Origin of the sequence: Kouleothrix sp., assembly GCF_046328425.1 — a bacterium.
Classification (GTDB): Bacteria; Chloroflexota; Chloroflexia; order Chloroflexales; family Roseiflexaceae; genus Kouleothrix.
The window spans coordinates 520,402-541,012 of sequence record NZ_JAXLWP010000003.1 but is presented as its reverse complement, the minus strand read 5'-3'; the positions used below and the strand labels follow the sequence as shown (position 1 = coordinate 541,012).

The following is a 20,611-nucleotide window of genomic DNA, read 5'->3' as shown; positions in this document are numbered from 1 at the left end:
TTGATCAGCTATTTATTACGATCTGGTTGTGGATGGCCGGCTTGGCCGTGTGTACACTTTATTCGTATCCGAGCCGCGACACTACGTTGCGCAACATATGTCTTCTCTCTATTTTTTGCAGTAGGATGAAAGGAAATCATTATGGCAACTCGTCTCGAGCAGATTATGGCAGTGCTGGACCGATTGTCGTCGAACGCCGGAAGCGATGTCACCGGCACGGTGGCTGTCAGCACCGATGGTATTGTGCTGGCGGCGCGCGTGTCGAGCGAGATCAACGCGGATCGCATGGGCGCCACCGCCGCCACGCTGATCGGCGTGAGCAAGCGCGTGTCGAATGATCTGAAGATCGGCCAGGCCGAGGAGTCGATCATTCGCGCCGACAACGGCCTGCTGATGGTGCTGCCGGCCGGCGAGCAGGCGCTGCTGGCGGTGAACATGCGCCAGGGCGCGGCCTTGGGCATCGTGATGATCGAAGCGCGCGATGCCGCCGCCGCGATCGGCCGGGCGCTCTAGCGCGGTGCGGTCGGCCTGTGCCCGCGGCTATGCCGGCGGCAGCTAAAGCTTGCCGCTACGCGGCGCCGGGCCGATCCGCACGATCGCTTCAATACGCACCTACGCTCCTACGCTACACTCACCATTGAAGAACCAGGAGAAATACGCAATGTCACAGAGTCGATCCAGCTGGCAGATCAAGGGCCTGAGCACGGCCGCTGAGCTGATCTCGCTGATAGATCTTACGAGCCACGAGCGCGCATTGCTCAGCAGCCTCCAGGGCAAGGCCAAGGCCGTCGCCCCGAAAATGACCGAGGCATTCTACGCGCGCCTGTTTGCGCATAGCAACACGGCCGAGTACCTCGAGGGCGCGCCCATGGACCACCTACACGCCATGGTCGGGAACTGGTTTTGCGATCTGTTCAGCGGCCAGTACGACGAGGAGTATGCCAAAAAGCGCATCGCCATCGGCCAGACACACGTCAAGGTCGGCCTGCCGGTGCGCTACCCGCTGGCGATGCTCGACGTGATCATGCCCTTCGGCGAAGAGCTGGCGCGGCAGAGCAACCAGCCCGAGCAGGCCGTCACCGCCTTTCGCAAGGTGCTGTCGATCGATGTGGCGATCTTCAACCAGGCCTACGAGGAAAACCAGCTCGCACACCTGGCCGAGTTCGTCGGCGGCGAGCGCCTGGCACGCCTGCTGATCTCGGGCCAGTAGGCAGCCTGGCGCCACGCTCGCCAAGCAGCCGTTGGGTATTGCGCGCTTGAAATATGCGCGAATAGTGCCATGTGATCGCCCCTGCCCGCTCTGCCGGGCCAGGGGCGAATCGTTATGCCGGGCCTGGCGCACGCCAGCGCCACGGCGCATTCGCTCGACAACTACCGCGCCGGCGCGCCACGCGCCGGCGCGACGCTATAGCGTTACGGCCTACGCAGCTGCGCTGCTCGGCTTCCTCAAGCTACGAGATTGCAGCCTGCGGCAGCAGGGAAGTGCGAGGGGCATAGCCCCTCGCGCACCCCTTTTAAACAGCCTCTAAACATAAAGAAGGTGCATCCATGCAGGTGCTCAAGATTGTGATCACCGGCGCGTATGCCGCCGGCAAAACCCATTTCATCCGCTCGCTGAGCGATATCGAGACGGTTTCAACCGAGTACGAAGTGACGCAGGCCGGCGAGCTGGAGCTCAAGCCGGAAACCACCGTCGCACTTGATTTTGGCAAAACCGCGCTCTCCGAGTGCCTCGCGCTGTATATCTTCGGCACGCCCGGCCAGGAGCGCTTCGACTATATGTGGGAGCTGCTGAGCGAGGGCAGCCACGGCTATGTCGTGATGGTCGACAGCTGCCAGCCCGCGCAGTTTGCCGAGACCCAGCGGCTCATGGCGCGCTTCGCGCAGATCACCCACGCGCCGTTCGTGGTTGCCGCCAACAAGCAGGACGACCCCGAGGCGCTGACGGCCAGCGCCGTGCGCGAGCAGCTGCAGCTGCCCGCCAGCGTGCCGATCGTGCCATGCGTCGCCACCGATCGCGCGAGCTGTATGAGCGTGATTGTGGCGCTGCTTGGCGAGATCGCCGTGCGCGCGGCCGGGCACGCCTGAGAAATCGAGCAGGCCGAGGAAATTCAACCGGATTCTAACAAAACGTTTAGCCGAAATTCGCCCGGATGTCATTGTGCTGTCACCTCGTAGTGGTACATTACTGTTGCGGGCGGGAGTGCTGCTCTCACGAAGGAACTGGAAACAGCGCCAACGTGGGGGCAGCCTCCATTTTTTATGCGCTTGCCCAGATCCACACAATCTAGTATCATAGGCGCTGGTACAACCCTTATAGCTTAAACTGGAGATTGGCTGATGCTCGAGGCGATCTTCGCCCCGCAGTCCGTCGCCATCGTCGGCGCTTCGCCAGATCCTACCAAACTGGGGCATCGGGTGCTCCGCAATGTAGCAGATAACGGCTTTCCCGGCCGCATCATCCCAATTCACCCAACTGCCTCTCACGTGCTCAACTTCCCAGCCTACCCATCGATCGCGGCGGTACCCGAACCGATCGACCTGGCAGTGATTGTGGTGCCAGCCGCGGCGGTGCTAGCGGTAGCCGATGAGTGCGGCAAAAAAGGTGTGCGCGGCCTGGTGGTGATCAGCGCCGGCTTCAAAGAGGTTGGCGGGCCTGGGAAAGATCGCGAGCGCAAGCTGGCCGAGCTGGTACGCAGCTACGGCATGCGCATGGTCGGGCCGAACTGCCTCGGCGTGATCGATACGATCAGCCGGCTGAACGCCTCGTTCGCCGCGCTGATGCCCAGCCCCGGCCAGATCGCGTTTATGTCGCAGTCGGGCGCGCTGTGTACCGCAATCCTCGACTGGAGCAAGAGCGAGGGCATCGGCTTCTCGCGCTTCGTGAGCCTGGGCAACAAGGCCGACGTCGACGAAGTCGCGCTGCTGCGCGAGTGGGGCGGCGACGCGGCCAACCGCGTGATCCTGGCGTACCTCGAGGGCATCGGCGACGGCGCGGCGTTTATCGCGGCCGCACGCGAGGTGACCAAGCACACGCCGGTGATCGCGATCAAGAGCGGCACCACCCAGGCCGGCACGCGCGCGATCTCGTCGCACACCGGCTCGCTGGCCGGCTCGGAGAACGCCTACGAGGCCGCGTTCAGCCAGAGCGGCATCCTGCGCGCCAATACCATGGAAGAGCTGTTCGACTACGCGCTGGCGTTTGCCTATCAGCCGCCGATCAGCGGCCGGCGCGTGGCGATCGTCACCAATGCCGGCGGGCCGGGGATCATCGCCACCGACGCGGCCGAGCGCAGCGGCCTGGCGCTGGCGCAGTTCGCGCCTGCGACGATCGAGCGCCTGCAGCGCGACCTGCCGCCGGCCGCCAGCGTGTTCAACCCGATCGACGTGATCGGCGACGCGCGCGCCGATCGCTACCGCGTGGCGCTGGCGGCGGCGCTGGCCGACCCAAACGTCGACGCGGTGCTGGTGCTGTTTACGCCGCAGGCCGGCAGCGAGCCCGAGGCCACGGCGCAGGTGATCGCCGAGCTGGCGGCCGGCCAGGGCAAGCCAGTGGTGGCAAGTTACATGGGCGCGGCCAGCCTGGGGCCGGCGCTGCGGCTGCTGAACACGCACCGCATCCCGAACTACGCCTTCCCCGAGCGGGCAATCGCCGCGCTGCGCGCGATGGCACGCCAGCGCGAGTGGAGCGAGCGGCCGGCCGGCGAGTATGCGCGCTTCGACGTCGACACCGCGCGCGTGCGCGAGGTGTTCGCGCGCGTCCGCGCCAGCGGGCGCGTCGAGCTGGGCGAGCTCGACGCGCGCGATGTGATCGAGGCCTATGGCATGCGCCTGCCCCAATCGCGTCTGGCGCGCTCGCCCGACGAGGCCGCCGCGATCGGCGGCCAGCTGGGCTTCCCGGTGGTGATGAAGATCTCGTCGCCGGATATTCTGCACAAGAGCGATATCGGCGGCGTCAAGGTGGGCGTGCCCGACGCGGCGACCGCGCGCGATATCTACGAGCTGATCGAGTACCGCGCCCGTAAGTACAACCCCGAGGCGACGATTGCGGGCGTGCTGGTGCAAGAGCAGGTGCGCAAGGGCCGCGAGGTGCTGGTCGGCGTGAGCCGCGACCCGCAGTTCGGCCCGCTGGTGGTGTTCGGCCTGGGCGGCATCTATGTCGAGGTGCTCAAAGACGTGGCCTTCCGCCTGGCGCCGATCAGCCGCGACGAGGCGCGCGAGCAGATCCGCGCCATCCGCACCTTCCCGCTGCTCAAGGGCGTACGCGGCGAGCCACCGGCCGACCTGGCCGCCGCCGAAGAGATCGTGCTGCGCGTGTCGCAGCTGGTGACCGACTTTCCCGAGATTGTGGAGATGGACATCAACCCGCTGGTGATCCATAACCAGGGCGAGGGCGCGATCGTGCTGGACGCGCGGATCATTTTGCAGAGCTAGCCGATTTTCGATTTCGGGTTTCGGATTTTGGCTTCCGGTATTCCAAAATTCAAAATCCACAATCCAAAAGGAACAGAGCTATGGCCACCCTCTACGTCGCCTCAACCGAGACGTTCGTCGGCAAGAGCGCCACCTGCGTCGGCCTGCTCGACCGGGCGCGGCGCGACGGTTTGATCGCTGGCTACATGAAGCCGGTCAGCGTCTCGGTGACGCGCACTGAGGGCGCCGTGCTCGACGAAGACGCCGAGTTCATCCGCAAGCACTTCGGCCTGACCGACCCGCTCGAGAAGCTCACGCCGGTGCTGGTGACACAGCGCGTCGTCGAGAGCATCATCCGCGGCCAGGGCGTCGACTTCGCCAAGCGCCTGAACGAGGCCTACCTGAGCGTCTCGCGCGATAAAGACCTGGTGATCCTCGAGGGCGCCAACCACTGGGCCGAGGGCTCGCTGGTGGATCTCTCGGCCGACCAGGTTTCCGATATGCTGCAGGCGCCGGTGCTGCTGATCACGCGCTACCGCACCACGCTCGCGCTCGACGCCATCCTGGCCGTGCAGCGCTACCTCGGTGATCGGCTGCTCGGCGTGCTGATCAACAGCATCGACGAGCCGCAGCTCGATTTCGTGCGCGCGCGGCTGGTGCCATTCCTCGAAAAGCGCGGCATTCCCGTGTTCGCAACCCTGACGCAAGACCCGCAGCTGGCCGGCGTGACGGTGGCCGACCTGCACGAGCACCTCGGCGGCCAGCTGATTGGCAACCCGGCCTGGAGCAACAAGCTGATCGAGCACCTGCTGATCGGCGCTATGGGCGCCGATGCCGCGCTCTCGCACTTTCGCCGCCGCACCAACAAGGCGGTGTTCACCGGCGGCGACCGGATCGACCTGCAGCTGGCCGCGCTCGAAACCTCGACCTCGGCGCTGGTGCTGACGGGCAATATCCGCCCCGCGCCGGCCGTGCTCGACCGCGCCGAAGATCGCGAGGTGCCGATCATCCTGGTGACCGACGATACGCTCACGACGGTCGAGCGCGCCGAGGGCATCTTCGGGCACGTGCGCTTCAAGCAAGACGCCAAGATCGCCCGCTTCACCGAGCTGCTCGACCAGAACTTCGACTTCGCGCGCCTCTACGACGAGCTGGGCCTGGTGGTCGGGTAGCGAGATCGCAACGTAGCGGCAGCGAGGTACCACCGAGCTGCTGGCATTCTTGCGCCATAATAAGCCCGCTATGCTGAATATCGATGGGTTAGTATAGGAGTGATTATGTCAACCATAATCGAGGCAATTGTCGCGCGCGAAATTCTCGACTCGCGCGGCAACCCGACGGTGGAAGTGGATGTGCAGCTGGAGAGCGGCGACGTCGGGCGCGCGATCGTGCCATCGGGCGCCTCAACTGGCGAGCACGAGGCGATCGAGCTGCGCGACGGCGACAAAAAGCGCTACGGCGGCAAAGGCGTGCTCAAGGCGGTCGAGAATGTCAACACCACGATCGCCGAGGCGCTGGTCGGCCTCGACGCCGCCGACCAGGTCGGGGTCGACGGCGAGCTGATCGCGCTTGACGGCACCGAGACCAAGAGCAAGCTCGGCGCCAACGCCATTCTGGGCGTGTCGCTGGCCTGCGCCAAAGCCGCGGCCACGGCCACGGGGCTGCCGCTCTACCGCTACATCGGCGGCGTCAACGCGCACGTGCTGCCGGTGCCGATGATGAACATCCTCAACGGCGGCAAGCACGCCCAAGACAGCACCGATTTCCAGGAGTTTATGGTGATGCCGGTTGGCGCGCCTAGCTTCCGCGAGTGCCTGCGCTGGGGCGCCGAGATCTACCAGAGCCTCAAGAAGGTGCTGCACGACCGCGGCCAGGGCACCAATGTCGGCGACGAGGGCGGCTTCGCGCCTAGCCTGCCAACCAACGAGTCGGCGCTGGAGGTGATCGTCGAGGCCATCCAGCGCGCCGGCTACACCCCTGGCGAGCAGGTGATGCTGGCGATGGACCCAGCCTCCAGCGAGATCTACGAGGGCGGCAAGTACCACCTGGCGAAAGAGGGCCGCGCGCTCAGCAGCGCCGAGATGGTCGAATACTGGGCCGATATCGTCGGCCGCTACCCGATCATTTCGCTCGAAGACGGCCTGGCCGAGAACGACTGGGAGGGCTGGAAGCTGCTGCGCGAGCGCATCGGCGACAAAGTGCAGCTGGTGGGCGACGACCTGCTGGTGACGAATGTGAAGTTCCTCAAGCGCGGCATCGAAGAGCGCGCGGCCAACTCGATCCTGATCAAGCTCAACCAGATCGGCTCGCTCACCGAGACGCTGAACGCGATCAGCATGGCCCAGCGCGCCGGCTGGACGGCGATTGTCTCGCACCGCTCGGGCGAAACCGAGGATGTGACGATCGCCGACCTGGTGGTGGCGACAAACGCCGGCCAGATCAAGCCGGGCGCGCCGGCGCGCACCGACCGCGTGGCGAAGTACAACCAGCTGCTGCGGATCGAGGAAGAGCTGGGCGACGTGGCCGTGTTCGCCGGCCGCGCGGCTTTTAACGTCAAGCGCTAGCGCGCCGCCCGGCCTCCGCTCCAGCATGCTGCAGGCGGCAGCACCTGCTTTGTACCAGATCCGTCTGATCACCTTCTTTAGAACAAACGCAGTTGCGCCGTTCGGCTTCCCGAAGCCATGTATGTTGCCTGCGGCAGCACGGTACTTTTTGATCATCGTGTGTCCATTTTCCGCGCTCCGCGCGGAAAATGGACACGCCCAAAAGGAAAGTGCCGCTCTGCCGAAGGCAGAGGGCGCCAGCTGCATCTGCCCTATTTCTTTTTGCGATGCCTGGCCAGCTTCGCCAAGCAGGGCGTTGCAAAAGAAATTTCGGGGGCGGCGAGGCCGCCCCAAGCCCCCGCCAAACAGCACGAGATCAGCCGGATGCGGTATTACCTACTCGGTCGCCACGCATATGTTTCGCTCCGAAACACCCGCGCGCGGCGATCGTCTTTTTTTATATGAGCACACCATCATCCACCGGCCAGGCCCAGCCGGCCCAGGCGCTGCTGCGCGAGGGGCTGGCGCTACTGCTGACGCTCGTGATCGGCGCGCTGCTGGTGGCGCTGATCGTGTTCGCGCCGCAGTCGTTCGCCAACTTTGGCTACAACACCGCCGGCGGCTTTCCAACCTATATCGCCAGCGTGCGCGGCTTCTTCGGCGGGCTGCTGCAGGGCCGGCTGGCCGCGCCTGCCGCGAACCCCGGCGCGTGGCGGCTGCTGACCGAGGCGGCGCGGCGCACGGTCGAGCTGCTCGTCGCCAGCATGCTGGTGGCTACGCCGCTGGGGATTGCCTGGGGCGGGCTGATGGCCAGCGTGCGTCGGCGCGGGGTGCGCGCGCTGCTGTTCGGGCTGAACACGCTGATGCTCTCGCTGCCGACGGTGGCGGTGCTGCTGCTGGCAATCGAGGCGGTGGCGAATATCACCCTGCGCACCGGCGTGCAGCTGACGTACGTGCAGGGCTACGGCCTCGACAAGCACCTGATTCTGCCGGCCGGCACGCTGGTGCTGCGCGGCGCGGCCTACCTGGCGCGCGCGCTGCAGATCGCCCACGACGACGTGCTGCGCCAGGAGTGGATCCGCGCCGCGCGGGCGCGCGGCCTGGGCGGGCTGGGGCTGTGGCGCCGCCACGTGCTGCCGGCGCTGCGCCTGCCGGCGATCGGCGCGCTGATGGGCATGCTGCGCGTCATGGTCAGCGGCATCATTATTGTCGAATATATCTCGGGCTGGAATGGCCTCGGCCGGCGCATGATCGACTTCGAGCCCAACGCCGGTGCTCGGCCCGAGAACGCGATCGCCGTGGCGGCCGCGCTGGTGCTGGTGGTGGTGTTTGTGCTGCTCGACAGGGCCGGGCAGCTCGCGCAGCGTTTTGCCGACCCGAGCCTGCGCGGCAGGCCAAAGTAGAAAGCTTTAGCGGACGGTGCTACCACACACTCGCGCAAACCGGCTGCAGCGGCACGTACGCGCGCTGCTGTTCGACGTGAACGTGCCGCTGATCGCCGGCGCCCTGCTGACACTGGCGATTCTGGCCGCGCTGCTTGGCGCTGCGCTGCTCACCAGCCAGGATCCGCTGCAGATGCGCATCAACGAGCCGAACGCCGCGCGGCCGCAGTTCCCCGCGCCGCCCGGCACGCCCGGCTTCCCGCTCGGCACCGATGTCCAGGGGCGCGACATGCTGGCGCGGCTGCTGTACGGCGGGCGCTATACCATCGCGATGTGCCTGCTGGCGACGCTGGCGCGCGTGGTGATCGGCGCGCTGGTGGGCATGCAGGCCGCCTGGTACACCGGCAGCCAGCGCCTTGTCAACAGTGTCATCGCCGCGTGGTCGGCCATACCGCCGCTGTTCTTCGCGCTGTTCGCGCGCCAGCTGCTGGCGCTGGCGGTATTCGGGCTGCCGCGCGCCGGCCACAAAAGCCTCGACGTGGTGCTGAAGGACGCGGTGGTTTTCACGATTATCATGGGGGTGACGGGCTGGCCCGAGATCGCGGTGCGCTGCCAGGCAGCGGTGGCGAGCCTGCGCGAGCAGCCGTTTGTCGAGGCGGCGTATACGCTGGGGCTGCGGCGCGGCGCGGTGCTGTGGCGCCACATTCTGCCGAACCTGCGCGGCCTGCTGCTGGCCGACGCGGCCAACGCCATGGCCGGGGCGCTGCTGCTGCTGGCCGAGCTGGGGTTCCTGCAGGTGTTCATCGGCGGCGGCACCGAAGACATCACCGGCAGCCCATACCTGACGCCGCTATACTCGGAGTGGGGCAGCCTGGTTGCGACGAGCTTGCGCCAGCGCAACCAGGGCTACTGGATCTTGATCGAGCCGCTGCTGGCCTTCACGCTGGCGATCGTCGCGTTCAACCTGCTGGCCGAAGGGCTGCGGCGGCGGCGCTAGGCTACAGCGTGATCTGGCGGCCGCGGAAGTTGAACTGCAGGTTCATCTTGTCGAGCGCGGCCCACAACACCGCCACCAGCAGCAGCCACATCAGCTGCACGCGCACGCGCAAGAAGAAGTCGATCGCGTAGCGCGACTGCGGCAGCTTCTGGTTCAGGTAGGCCAGCGCCTGAGACGGCAGCGCCAGCAGCTGCGTCAGCACCGGGCCGATCTCGATCTGGGCCGTCAGCGCGCCGATCACCTGCCATGCGACCAGCAGCGACAGCACGATCACCACGCCGGTGAGCGCGTACACCGTCGCTACAAACCAGCCCCTCGGGCGCTCGGCGATCGGCGCACGGTATGGCCGGGCGGAAACCGGCGCGAGCGGAGTTTCGAGCGCGGCGGCCGGGTTGGCGGCCAGCGCCAGCAGCTGCGCCGAGAGCGCCGCCGGCACCTCCCAGCTCATCTCGGCGCGCAGCACCACGTCGAGCGCCTGGTGCTTGCGGCGGTAGCGCGTGCACTCCTCGCAATCGGCCAGGTGGCTCTTGATCGCCTGGTCGTCGGACGTAGGCTGCAGCGCGAGCGCCTCGCGAATATCGTTGCACGAGATCATCGCAGGCCACCCCCTCTCAGTTGCAGCGACAGCAGCGCGAACGGGCTGACCGGGCGCTGCCTGGCGTGATCGGCGCGCACCGGCTGTGCCACGGCGCGTGCGGCCGCCGGCGGCTGCTCGTGGGCGCTGAGCAGCGCAGCCAGGCGCTCTTTGCCGCGCCGGATGTGGCTCTTCACGGTGTTGAGCGGCAGATCCAAGATTTCGGCAATGTCGGTATATTTCATATCGTCGAAGTAGTACAGCGTCAGCACCAGGCGGTGGTGCTCGTCGAGCTGGGCCAGCGCGCGGCGCACCTCGGCGCGCAGCTCTTGTGAGTCGAGCGCCTGCGCCGGGTCGGCCCAGCGGTCGTCGTCGGCGACGGCGGCCATGGGATCCTGCTCGTCGGCGTCATCAGAGGGCGGCGCGATCGGCACCTGGCGGCCGCGGCGGCGCAGCTCATCGCGGCCGAGGTTCACCACCAGGCGGTAGAGCCAGGTGGTGAAGCGGCTCTCGCCGGTGTACTGCGGCAGGGCGCGCACCAGCCGGATGAAGGCATCCTGCGTGAGATCCGCGGCATCTTCAGGGTTTTTCAGCACACTCATCGCAATGCTGTACACATAGTGCTGCTGGCTCACGATCAGCTGCGTCAGCGCATCGGCGTCGCCCGCCTGCGCGCGCTGAATTGTATCGAAAGATGGCTCGGCCACCGGTCAAACCCCCTCATCATGTCGGCGCGAGCGCCGCCACGTATAGCTGCTACGTTTCATGACGATAGAGCCGCTGCTTTTGTTGCAGGCGATATTGTACCACTTGATCTCTTTCTTTTTGATCACTTTCTTAGGGCTTACGCAGTTGAGGCCCTCAGCCTTCGGCAGAGCGGTACTATGCTCGGTATTGTGTTCAATTTCCGCGCGAAGCGCGGAAATTGGACACAGAAGATGAACACGTACCATGCTGCCGCAGGCTCAATCTCACGCTTGAGGAAGCCGAATCACGCAAGTGCGTAACTCCTATTTCTTTTTGCGATGCTCTGCCCGGCTTTGCCGGGCAGAGCATCGCAAAAAGAAAGTTCGGGAGCGGCAAAGCCACCCCCGAACCCCTCTCCCAAGCAGGCTGCACCCTTGCCAGGCGGCCGCCGTGGCCGGCGCGTGGCGCGCCTCGCGGCTCCCGGCGCATTACGATGGTATCACAAGCGCGGCCGCATGCGCGATCGGCGATTGACCTGCGGCCAATCGCACCGTATAATCGATCAGCGCAGCCCGTCGCGCAATCGGCCTGTGGCAACGAAAGTCGGAGGATGCATGCGTATCCTGGTTGTCGACGACAATCGCGATATTCTCGATCTCGTCGAGCGGGTGTTGCTGACGTATGGCTACGATGTGGTGATCGCGCGCGATGGCCTCGAGGCGCTGCAGCAGGAGTCGAAGAGCCAGCCCGACCTGGTGGTGCTCGATGTCAACCTGCCGACGCTCGACGGCTGGGAGGTATGCCGGCGGATCAAGGCGCGCCGCGACGTGCCGGTGATGCTGCTGACGGTGCGCGCCGAGCGCTCGGATATCGAGCGCAGCCAGGCGGCCGGAGCCGACGATCACCTGCCCAAGCCTTTTGATATCACCGAGTTCCTGGCTCATATCCACAACCTGACGCCGCCCGCGCGCCAGGCCGCCGGCAGCGCACACCCCACCGCTTGACGCCAGCTAGCCGCTGATAATAGGGGAGCCGGAGGGGCAAAGCCCCACCGGCTCCCCTATTTCCGATTGCGAAGCAACAAAAAACCGCCCTCGCGGCGGCGCAGTGCGCAGGTTGCTGGCGGCGGGCCACATGGCGCGCTACATGCGCCACTTCCGGCAGACGATCGTCGTGCCGACGCCCTCCTGCGAGCGGATCTCGAAATCGTCCATGAGGCGCTTGGCGCCCGGCAGGCCCATGCCCATGCCGCGCGAGGTGCTGTAGCCATCCTGCATCACGACGTCGATATTCGCGATGCCAGGGCCTTGGTCTTCGCAGACGATCTCGATGCCCCTGCGGCCGGCGCGCTCGGCCTCGCGCACCGTCACCGTGCCGGTGCCGGCGTACAGGAAGATATTGCGCGCAAGCTCGCTGACGGCGGTTGCAATGCGCGCCTGGTCGATCGCGCCAAACCCCATATTCTTCGCGGTATCGCGCGCGAGGGTTCGGGCGATCACGATATCGAGATCACTGCGGATCACAGCCACTTTACCTGGCGCCATCACCACTCTCCTCGACCTGGCGCTGTAACGCGGCGAGACCTTTCTCCAGGTTGAGCGCAGTAAGCACCTGCGGCAGCTCGAGCCCCAGCTCGACCAGCGTGATCGCCACCGCCGGCTGCAGGCCGGTGATAACCACGCGGGTGCCCATGAGGCCGGCCATCGAAGCGATGTCGCTGATCAAGCGCGCGATAAAGCTGTCGACCACCTCGACGGCGGTCAGATCGACGATCAAGCCGCGCGCGCGCGTTTCGAAAATGCGCTGCAGCAGGTCGTCTTTGAATTGCACCGCCGACGAGTCGTGCAGCGTCGTCTGGATCGATGCAATCAGCACATCGCCTATTTTGAGAATTGGAATACGGAGGCTTTCCAAGCCCGTCCTCCTACGGCAGCCGGCTGATCAATGCGCTGCCGAGCGTAATGGTACACAGGCCACCATGGGGCCCAGCCGCCTTCAGCGCGGCGAAGTGTACCCCTTCTTTATACCGCCAGTCCTGTGCTACGATTGCCATCATGGTGTCTCGGATCTGCCGGAATATTACGATCGACCCTGGTGGATTGGGAGTGGCCAGAGCATGCGTGAGGCCCGCCTTTCCGCATTCTGCCGCGCTACCAGGTTGTAGTATAGCATACGTTGGCTGGCACGATAATGCTATAATCTGAACAGATAAGTTACAGTTCTACATCATATGAGCATAGCCGAATCACCAGCCGGGCCGGCAGCGCCCGATCTTACCCGCGATTTCACTGCCACGACGTTCGTGGTGGAAAGCGACCGCACGCTGCTGCTGCTACACCGCAAGCTCGGCAAGTGGTTCCCGCCCGGCGGGCATATCGACCCGCACGAGCTGCCGGATGTGGCGGCGCTGCGCGAGGTGCGCGAGGAGACCGGCCTGGAGGTCGAGCTGCTGGCGCGGGCGCAGGCGCTCGGCACGGTTGTGATGCTGCCGCAGCCCTACTGCATTCTGCTGGAAGATATCGCGCCGGGCCACCAGCACATCGACCTGATCTACTTCGCGCGGGTACGCGGCGGCGCGCTGGCCCCGGCCGAGCGCGAGGCGCGCGCGGCGCGCTGGTTCGGCTGGGACGAGCTGGGCGCGCCCGAGATTGCCGAGGATATCCGCGAGCTGGGCCGCCGCGCGATCGAGCAGTGCCGCATCGGCGGGCCACAGACTACGGCCAGCGGTAGTTGAAGCCGGCCGCATCGGCGCCAGGGCGGCTAGCCAGCGGCGTAGTCGCGCCAGAGCCAGCGCATGGTGTCGAGAAAGATCGCGCCGCCGTGCGCGAGCGTGTGGCCGCCTGCGCCAAACACAAACTGATGATCGTAGCCCGCGTAGGCCAGCGCCGCCGCCATCTGCTGGTTGGCGAGCGGCCAGCTGCCAAACACGACGTCGAGGTCGCGCGCGCCGCTCTGTAAAAATACGCGTAGCGGCTTGGGATCGGCGCGGCGGATCAGCGCGGGGTAGGCGTCGCCGCCGCGAATGTTCGCAAAGCTGCCGCAGTGGCTCACCACCTTGCGAAAGGCGTCGGGGCGCTCCCAGGCCACGGTAAAGGCACATATGCCACCCGAGCTGATGCCGCACACGCCGCGCCCGGCCGGGTCGCCGGTGATGTTGTAGCGCCGGCCGATCTCGGGCAGCAGCTCGTCGATCAGGAAGCGCGCGTAGCGGTCGCCGAGCGAGTCGTACTCGAAGCTGCGGTTGTCGCTGCCGCCATACAGCGGGGTGCCAGGCCCGGTGTCGCCCGGATCGACGAACAGCCCGAGCGTCGGCGGCATAGCGCCCTGGTGGATCAGGTTGTCGAACACGGTCGCGGCGTTCACCAGCGGGCCGAGGTACAGCCCGCCGTCTTGAAACACCATCAGGCTAGCCGCGCGTGCGGCGCGGTACTGCTGCGGCACATACAGCCAGTAATCGCGCGCGGTGCCGGGGTACACCCGGCTGCTCAGCCAGCGAAACGCCAGCACCTCGCCGCGCGGCACACCGTCGTGCGGCAGCGAGCCTTGGCCAAGCGCGTAGGGCTCGGCGCCGCCAAGGCTGGCCTCGAAGGCGGCGCGGTCGCGCGCGAGCCATGGATTGATCTTCGACATAGCAGGTACCGGCCGCCCAGGGCCGCGCAGGCACGGCCTGGCACGGGCTACTCCAGAAGCTCGGTGTGCTCGGGCAGCACTTCGATCAGGCGGCCGAGCCGCGCGCCGCGCTCTGGGCGTGGTAGCGGCGCCAGATCGGTTCGCAGCCTGGCCGGGCCGCTGATGCGCAGCACGCGCCGATCGGCCGGATCGCGCTCGACATTGAACAGCACGCTGGCGCGCCTGTCGGCGGCGACTTGCCGGGCCGCGAGCGTCCAGCTCGACATACCAAGCCAGATCCGGCCGCCCGCCGTGACGAAATACAGCGGCGTAACGCTGGGCCGGCCGCCGGGCGAGAGCGTCGCGATACCAGTGGCCGGGCACTGGCCGGCCGCACGGAGTAGCGCTCGCCCTCGAGCAGCAGTGCGACCGGCACTGCCAGCGGCCCGCGCTCGCCAGCGAAGCCCAGAGCAGCACGCGGCACGCGCTTGAGCAGATCGCGCGCGGCGGACGGGGCGATATTTCTGGCTACCTTCTTCACGGCGGTACAAAACAGCCGGCGCAGTGCGCCGGCCGGTGTGTAAAAAGAAAGGCACCTCAGAACACCCAGAGGAACTCACCGACCGTTGCTGCCTCTCGGCCCTGGCGGGGTTAAGCAAGTATCTGCCGTTCTTCGGCGCCGCTGGTATTATACCCATCCGCAGGTATATGTCAACCGCGCGCAACCCAGCGCTGTGGAATTCCGATCTCATGTTTATAAAAGAAGAAGAGAAACCGCCGTTTTAGTAGGTGGCTGTGGATTCGTGGAAAACCCTGTTTCATGGCGCAGGGCTGCGCTGATCGGCTGCGAATGGTTTGTGGATAGCTATGCACATGCATACACAGCCGCGCCCGCGCCGCTGGGCGCGCCCCGGCTTATTCACATGTTGCGCCGAAGTTATCCTGCTACTTATCCACAAAGCCATGCAGTTATCCACATAACGTTGCCACTTATCCACATCCTTATGTAGAGCGGTGGAAAAAGGACGGGTGGAGCGGGAGCGAGGGCGGGGGGAAAGCACGCCGCGCGCGGCGCACACCCGAGGCGGGGCACCACGCGCGGGAGCAGGGGAGCGGCGGCTATTTCTTGTCTTTGCCGCTTTCTTCGTCGTCGAGGTCGAGGGTATTGATGAAATCGCGGAAAAGCGTAAGCCCCTCTTCGGCTGGTTCCTTATCGGGCTCTTCGCTGGCCTCGGGCTCCTCTTCGGCGGCAGTTTCTTCTTCGTCGAGCGGCACGCCGGCCTGGTCGAGCACGTGCTGCTCGACGAAAATCGGCACGTCGGTGCGCACAGCCAGCGCGATTGCATCGCTCGGGCGCGCGTCGATCTCGAGGGTGTGGTTGCCCTGCTCGACGACAATCCGGGCGAAGAAGGTGCTATCGTGAATATCGTTGACGACGATATGGCTGATCGCCGCGCCAAGCTCGCCAAAAACCGTCTTCAGCAGGTCGTGGGTCATCGGGCGCTGCGGCTCGTGGCCTTGCAGCGCCAGCGCTATTGCGTCGGCTTCGAATGCGCCGATCCAGATCGGAATGTATTTTCGGCTGTCGGCCTCGCGCAGAACCACAACGCGATGCTGAGTCAGCAAGCTCACGCGGATACTATCGACAGTTACGCGTATCATGAACTCGGCCTTTCCGCGGGAAGCGCGCTGGTGAACGCCGGTGCGTCTCCCTGCTGGTGGGGAATGTGAGGCTGGATGACCGTATTGTGCCTGCTATAGTAACACGCCGCTAAAGGGTACGTCAAGGCATGCGCGCCGGTTTTGTTTGACAAAATGAGTGCTCCGTATTATCTTTGGCCCCGGCCTGGAGATATCCCTAGCTGGCGAATGCGTTGACATAATGTTTGTTCGACGCTCCTAGTTGGCGTCAGGTGCGGCTCGCCCACGGGCCGGCACTGGCGCGAGCGAGCGCAACCTATGGCTCAACCAGCGCGGGCGGTGCGGGTACGGCGTGCGCGCTCACGGCCGCTCCCGGTATCTGGCAAGCGTAACGCCCGGCCCGCACAGAGCGCCGCCACTCCACAGACCGAGCGCGCCTGGAATACGTGGCTTGTATGGCTGTTGGCAATGGTGCTGCCGGCCACGCAACGGTCGGCGCGGGCGGCTCATACAGCGCGTGCGCTGCTCGACGGCGCCGCTGCACCCCATACCCCACCCCGAGCAATTATCGCGCCACTGCGGGCGCTGCTGCGCTCGTACCGGCAAGCGCAGGTGTCGCTGCGGCTGGCCGCGCACCTGGTGACAGTATCTGTTGTGCTGGTAGCGGCGCTGGGCGCGCGCCAGCTGGCGTTCCCGGCAGCTCAGCCGGCGCCGGTGCAGGTTGCGCCCGCGCCGGTGCACATCGCCGATGTGCAGGTGCAGCGCGGGCTGCGTGCGGCGCCTGCGGCGCGCGACGATTTTGCGGCGCAGCCGGCCGCGCGCCTGCCCGACGACCAGCTTGCGCCGGCGTTTGTCGAAAGCTATACCGTGAACGAGGGCGAGACGCTCGGCCAGATCGCTGCGCAGTACCACCTCGACGTCGCGACGCTATTCTGGTCGAACGACATGGGCGCGGCGAATGTATTTGCCGCCGGCCAGGAGCTGCGCATCCCGCGCCTGAAGGGCCTACCGTATATCGTGGCCGAGGGCGATACACTGGCCGGGCTGGCCGAGCGCTTCAAAGTGCGCCCGCAGGCGATCACGCTGCTGCGCGCCAATGGCGTAGCGGCCGACCAGCCGCTGCCGGTTGGCCGCGAGATCTTTATTCCGGGCGGAACTGAGCCCTACCCAGCCGATGTGCTCGCGCGGCTTGGCGGCGAGGCCGGGGTCGCCGCGATGGCGGCGGTGGCGGCTGGCACCGTGCGCGAGGCCGATACCAATTTGCGCGCCGGTCCCAGCCGCGATTATGACAAGCTCGGCGTGCTCGACGCCGGCCGCCGGCTGGAGCTGATCGCGCGCCACGGGCAGTGGGTGAAGGTGGCGGACAGCAGCCAGGCCGGCTGGGTACGCGCCGACCTGCTTGGGCTAAGCGAGGATCAGGTTGCGAGCCTGGCAGAAACCAACGATTTCCCGCCGCCGCCGGTGCGCTGGGTTTGGCCAACCCATGGCGAGATCACGTCGCCGTTCGGCTGGCGCTCGGCGCCGTACCGCAGCTTCCACGACGGGCTGGATATCGCGAACGCAGCCTGGACCGAGATCTACGCTGCGCGTAGCGGCCGCGTGTTCGAGTCGGGCTGGTGCAGCGGCTTTGGCTACTGCGTCAAGATCGACCATGGCGATGGCATTGTGACGATCTACGGCCATATGATCAAAAAGCCGCCGGTGAAAGCTGGTGCTAGCGTCGCCGCCGGCGATCTGATCGGCTATATGGGCAGCACCTACGATCGCAGTGGCGGTGGTTACTCGACTGGCGTGCACCTGCATTTCACTGTCAAGGTCAACGGCAAAGCCGTGAATCCACGTAAATTCTTGCCGTAGCCGGCCGTGTGCCGTGTTTGCTCGGATGCCCCTGCGCCGACAGCTGCTTGTCGGCGCTTTTCTGTTGGCACGAATAGCGCGCCCGTGCTACAATGGGCGCCGTACCCAATCGTGCTGCGTAAGGCTGTGTGCAAGGCTGCCTCTGCACGCACCACAGACATACGAGCCCGGCCACAATGCTCGCGCGCCACGAGCTGTTTCACGTGAAACAGTGCCATAGCAACGACGGGGAGTGTTTTGAAACCAGCGGCCTCTCAACCAAGCGCGCCGGTGATTGCAATCGCCAACCAGAAAGGTGGCGTAGGCAAAACCACCACCTCGGTCAACCTAGCGGGCGAGCTGGCCCAGCGCGGGCTGCGCGTGCTGCTGATCGACTGCGACCCGCAGGGCAATGCCACGACCAGCCTGGGCGTTGATAAGCGCCAGCTAGCGCAGACAACCTACGAGGTGCTGATGGAGCTGGCCGACGCGCGCGCGGCGATCCGGCCAACCGCGCGGCCGAACTACAGCCTGCTGCCGGCGAGCGAGCACCTTGCCGGCGCCATGATCGAGCTGACCAGCGCCGACGACCGCGAGTGGCGCATGCGCGCGCTGGTAAACCAGGTGGCGGGCGAGTACGACGCGATCCTGATCGACTGCCCGCCGTCGCTGGGCTTGCTGACGCTGAACGCGCTCTGCGCCGCCAGCCAGGTGCTGATCCCGCTGCAGTGCGAATACCTGGCGCTTGAGGGCCTGGCGCAGCTCAAGGGGACGATCGACCGGGTGCAGCAGCAGCTCAACCCGCAGCTGGCGATCCTGGGCGTGGTGATGACCATGTACGATGGCCGCACCAACCTGGCGCAACAGGTGGTTGAAGAAGTGCGGCGCTACTTTCCACAGCGTATTTTCAACACGCTCATCCCGCGCAGCGTGCGGGTGAGCGAGGCGCCTAGCTACGGGCAGCTTATGGCCGAGTACGATCCGCAGAGCCGCGCCACGCAGGCGTACAGGCTGCTGGCCGATGAGCTGCTGCGCCGGCTTGGCAAGAAGGTCGGCGTATGAATAAGCGAACGCGCGGCGGTATGGGCCGCGGCCTCGACTCGCTGTTTACCCCGGCGGCGCCGGCCAGCGGCGTGCGCGAGGTGCCAACCGACAGCATTCAGCAGAACCCGCGCCAGCCGCGCACGTACTTCGACGAGCAGGCGCTGGAAGAGCTAGCCGCCTCGATCCGCGAGCATGGCATCATCCAGCCGCTGATCGTCAGCAAGCGCGACGAAGAGCGCTTCGAGCTGATTGCCGGCGAGCGCCGCTGGCGCGCCGCCCAGCGCGCCGGGCTGGCCCAAGTGCCGGTGATTGTGCGCGAAAGCACGCCGCAGCAGCTGCTCGAGCTGGCGCTGATCGAGAATGTGCAGCGCGCCGACCTCAACCCGCTTGAAGAGGCGCGCGCTTACCAGTCGCTGAAGGACGACTTCGACCTGAGCGATGAGACGATCGCGCAGCGCCTGGGCAAGCAGAGCCGCGAGGCGGTGGCCAACACCCGGCGGCTGCTCAACCTTGCGCCCGAGGCCCAGCAGGCGCTGCTGAAGGGCACGATCAGCGCCGGCCATGGCCGCGCGCTGCTCCGGCTCAAAGACGCGGCCCAGCAGGAGCGCGCGCTGGCGCTGATCGCCGCCGAAGATTGGACGGTGCGCGACGCCGAGCGCCTCGGCGACCTTGCGCGCGAATATGGCGACGATTTCGAGCGCGCGCTGGCCGAGGTGCGCGCCCGCCACGCCGCCGCAGCCGCGCCGCGCCGCGGCCGCGCCGCCGAGCCGGCTTCCGCCAAGGCGCCGCCCGCGCGCAGCGCCGAAGACCTCGAGGTGCAGCGCCAGATCGAGCAGATCCTGAGCACCCCGGTGAAGCTGCACCGCACCGGCAAAGAGCTACAGATCACCATTGCGTTTCATACCGATGAAAAACTGCAAGAATTCTTCGATATGCTGAACGCTGCCTCGCGGAGCTCGGCATGACACGCGGGACGAGCCTATGATCGTCGCTTTTGGCAACCCGGTCTACGATTACATTCAGACACCCACAGCTACAACCGGCGAGCGCGTGCTCTCCGGTTGCTCAACCAATAGCTGCCTCGCGCTGGCACGGCTGGGCCACGCTACCACGCTGGTCGGGCGCATCGGCGCCGACTACCACGATCGCTTTGTGGCCGACATGGCGCGCTATGGCGTTGGCGCGGCCGCCGAGCTGTGCGAGCAGACCGGCGGATTTGGCCTGATCTACGACGCGCGCGGCGACCGCACGCTCGACGTGCTCGGCGTGGCCGCGCCGATCGAAAGCGTGCCGCCGGCCTGCGCCGGCGCGGCGGCGGTGATCATCGGCCCGATCTTGCAAGAAACATCGTTTGAGCTGATTGAGCAGGTGCGCGGCGCCACGCGCGCGCCGCTGTTTCTCGACCCACAGGGCCTGCTGCGGCGGATCGGCCCGCACGGCCGCGTCGAGCATGTCTTTCCGCCCGAGCTCGCCCAGATCGCGCCGCTGTTTCGCGTGATCAAGGCCAATGAGCTTGAAACCGAAGTGATCACCGGCGTCAACCCGCGCGCCGATGGCGCCGAGGCCGCCCGCCGGCTCAAGGCGCTCGGCTGCGAGATCGCGATTGTAACGCTGGCCGAGGCCGGGTCGCTGATCGACGACGGCCAGCGGCTCTACAGCATCCCGGCATACCATACCCAGGCGCACGATCCCACCGGCGCGGGCGATACCTACCTGGCCGGCTTCATCCACGCATACCTGCAGAATTCGGCGGATCTGTATCGCGCCGGCTGCTATGGGGCGGCGACTGCTTCGATCTGGATTGAGCACACCGGCCCGGCCGCACCGATCGAGTCCGGCGAAGTCGAGCGGCGCACCGCGGCGCTGCTTGAGCTGTAAGGGAGGA

The 20,611-nt window shown here is 66.2% G+C and carries 21 protein-coding genes and 1 other RNA gene; 14 read left to right on the top strand and 8 right to left on the bottom strand.

Annotation, left to right across the window (positions count from 1 at the left end):
- Positions 1–141: 141 nt before the first annotated feature.
- The 8 genes from U0177_RS02045 to U0177_RS02010 all read left to right on the top strand — a co-directional run bounded on the left by U0177_RS02045 (position 142) and on the right by U0177_RS02010 (position 9,335).
- Positions 142–513: a roadblock/LC7 domain-containing protein gene (locus U0177_RS02045; protein ID WP_409568910.1), complete on the top strand. Its 372-nt coding sequence runs from the start codon at positions 142–144 to the stop codon at positions 511–513.
- Positions 514–661: 148 nt separating this feature from the next.
- Entirely contained in the window at positions 662–1,210 is a 549-nt protein-coding gene (locus U0177_RS02040; RefSeq protein ID WP_409568909.1) for a protoglobin domain-containing protein, read from the top strand.
- Between the two features lie 338 nt (positions 1,211–1,548).
- Complete coding sequence (locus U0177_RS02035) at positions 1,549–2,088, top strand: GTP-binding protein (RefSeq protein WP_409568908.1); 540 nt, start codon at positions 1,549–1,551, stop codon at positions 2,086–2,088.
- Positions 2,089–2,340: 252 nt separating this feature from the next.
- The gene (acs, locus tag U0177_RS02030) at positions 2,341–4,434 is read left to right on the top strand and encodes an acetate--CoA ligase alpha subunit (protein ID WP_409568907.1); all 2,094 of its coding nucleotides are present in this window, start codon (positions 2,341–2,343) and stop codon (positions 4,432–4,434) included.
- 80 nt (positions 4,435–4,514) lie between these two features.
- Positions 4,515–5,585, top strand: a complete 1,071-nt coding sequence (locus tag U0177_RS02025; protein WP_409568906.1) for a phosphotransacetylase family protein — start codon at positions 4,515–4,517, stop codon at positions 5,583–5,585.
- A gap of 105 nt (positions 5,586–5,690) precedes the next feature.
- Positions 5,691–6,977 carry a phosphopyruvate hydratase gene (gene eno, locus U0177_RS02020; protein WP_409568905.1) on the top strand — a complete coding sequence of 429 codons (1,287 nt, stop codon included), beginning with the start codon at positions 5,691–5,693 and terminating at the stop codon, positions 6,975–6,977.
- Between the two features lie 440 nt (positions 6,978–7,417).
- The gene (locus U0177_RS02015; protein ID WP_409568904.1) at positions 7,418–8,359 is read left to right on the top strand and encodes an ABC transporter permease subunit; all 942 of its coding nucleotides are present in this window, start codon (positions 7,418–7,420) and stop codon (positions 8,357–8,359) included.
- Positions 8,360–8,375: 16 nt separating this feature from the next.
- On the top strand, positions 8,376–9,335 hold the full coding sequence (locus U0177_RS02010; protein WP_409568903.1) for an ABC transporter permease: 960 nt from the start codon (positions 8,376–8,378) through the stop codon (positions 9,333–9,335).
- Position 9,336: 1 nt separating this feature from the next.
- On the opposite strand, the gene U0177_RS02005 is transcribed toward U0177_RS02010, so the two are convergent.
- Together U0177_RS02005 and U0177_RS02000 are read right to left on the bottom strand one after the other, a co-directional pair.
- On the bottom strand, positions 9,337–9,930 hold the full coding sequence (locus tag U0177_RS02005) for an anti-sigma factor (protein ID WP_409568902.1): 594 nt from the start codon (positions 9,928–9,930) through the stop codon (positions 9,337–9,339).
- Positions 9,927–10,616 (bottom strand): RNA polymerase sigma factor, encoded by a 690-nt coding sequence (locus tag U0177_RS02000; protein WP_409568901.1) that lies wholly within the window; start codon positions 10,614–10,616, stop codon positions 9,927–9,929. The genes U0177_RS02005 and U0177_RS02000 overlap by 4 nt, the downstream gene beginning before the upstream one ends.
- Positions 10,617–11,210: 594 nt before the next feature.
- On the opposite strand from U0177_RS02000, the gene U0177_RS01995 reads away from it, so the two are divergent.
- Positions 11,211–11,600, top strand: coding sequence for a response regulator transcription factor (locus U0177_RS01995; RefSeq protein ID WP_409568900.1), 390 nt, complete (start codon positions 11,211–11,213; stop codon positions 11,598–11,600).
- A 138-nt stretch (positions 11,601–11,738) separates the two neighbouring features.
- On the opposite strand, the gene U0177_RS01990 is transcribed toward U0177_RS01995, so the two are convergent.
- Together U0177_RS01990 and U0177_RS01985 are read right to left on the bottom strand one after the other, a co-directional pair.
- Positions 11,739–12,140 (bottom strand): anti-sigma regulatory factor, encoded by a 402-nt coding sequence (locus U0177_RS01990; RefSeq protein ID WP_409568899.1) that lies wholly within the window; start codon positions 12,138–12,140, stop codon positions 11,739–11,741.
- The gene (locus U0177_RS01985; RefSeq protein ID WP_409568898.1) at positions 12,127–12,510 is read right to left on the bottom strand and encodes an STAS domain-containing protein; all 384 of its coding nucleotides are present in this window, start codon (positions 12,508–12,510) and stop codon (positions 12,127–12,129) included. Before U0177_RS01985 ends, U0177_RS01990 begins: the two co-directional genes overlap by 14 nt.
- Before the next feature lie 316 nt (positions 12,511–12,826).
- Between U0177_RS01985 and U0177_RS01980 the strand changes: the two genes are divergently transcribed.
- Positions 12,827–13,330 (top strand): NUDIX hydrolase, encoded by a 504-nt coding sequence (locus U0177_RS01980; protein ID WP_409568897.1) that lies wholly within the window; start codon positions 12,827–12,829, stop codon positions 13,328–13,330.
- A 26-nt stretch (positions 13,331–13,356) separates the two neighbouring features.
- On the opposite strand, the gene U0177_RS01975 is transcribed toward U0177_RS01980, so the two are convergent.
- The 4 genes from U0177_RS01975 to U0177_RS01960 all read right to left on the bottom strand — a co-directional run bounded on the left by U0177_RS01975 (position 13,357) and on the right by U0177_RS01960 (position 15,867).
- Positions 13,357–14,226, bottom strand: coding sequence for an alpha/beta hydrolase (locus U0177_RS01975; RefSeq protein WP_409568896.1), 870 nt, complete (start codon positions 14,224–14,226; stop codon positions 13,357–13,359).
- Positions 14,227–14,273: 47 nt separating this feature from the next.
- Positions 14,274–14,801: a pyridoxamine 5'-phosphate oxidase family protein gene (locus tag U0177_RS01970; RefSeq protein WP_409568895.1), complete on the bottom strand. Its 528-nt coding sequence runs from the start codon at positions 14,799–14,801 to the stop codon at positions 14,274–14,276.
- Positions 14,792–14,888, bottom strand: an RNA gene (gene ffs / locus U0177_RS01965) — signal recognition particle sRNA small type. Before ffs ends, U0177_RS01970 begins: the two co-directional genes overlap by 10 nt.
- 436 nt (positions 14,889–15,324) lie before the next feature.
- Positions 15,325–15,867 (bottom strand): bifunctional nuclease family protein, encoded by a 543-nt coding sequence (locus U0177_RS01960; RefSeq protein WP_409568894.1) that lies wholly within the window; start codon positions 15,865–15,867, stop codon positions 15,325–15,327.
- 447 nt (positions 15,868–16,314) lie between these two features.
- Between U0177_RS01960 and U0177_RS01955 the strand changes: the two genes are divergently transcribed.
- The 4 genes from U0177_RS01955 to U0177_RS01940 all read left to right on the top strand — a co-directional run bounded on the left by U0177_RS01955 (position 16,315) and on the right by U0177_RS01940 (position 20,604).
- The gene (locus U0177_RS01955; protein WP_409568893.1) at positions 16,315–17,703 is read left to right on the top strand and encodes a peptidoglycan DD-metalloendopeptidase family protein; all 1,389 of its coding nucleotides are present in this window, start codon (positions 16,315–16,317) and stop codon (positions 17,701–17,703) included.
- Between the two features lie 237 nt (positions 17,704–17,940).
- Complete coding sequence (locus U0177_RS01950) at positions 17,941–18,744, top strand: ParA family protein (RefSeq protein WP_409568892.1); 804 nt, start codon at positions 17,941–17,943, stop codon at positions 18,742–18,744.
- Positions 18,741–19,691, top strand: coding sequence for a ParB/RepB/Spo0J family partition protein (locus U0177_RS01945; protein ID WP_409568891.1), 951 nt, complete (start codon positions 18,741–18,743; stop codon positions 19,689–19,691). The genes U0177_RS01950 and U0177_RS01945 overlap by 4 nt, the downstream gene beginning before the upstream one ends.
- Before the next feature lie 16 nt (positions 19,692–19,707).
- Positions 19,708–20,604: a PfkB family carbohydrate kinase gene (locus U0177_RS01940; RefSeq protein ID WP_409568890.1), complete on the top strand. Its 897-nt coding sequence runs from the start codon at positions 19,708–19,710 to the stop codon at positions 20,602–20,604.
- Positions 20,605–20,611 lie beyond the last annotated feature (7 nt).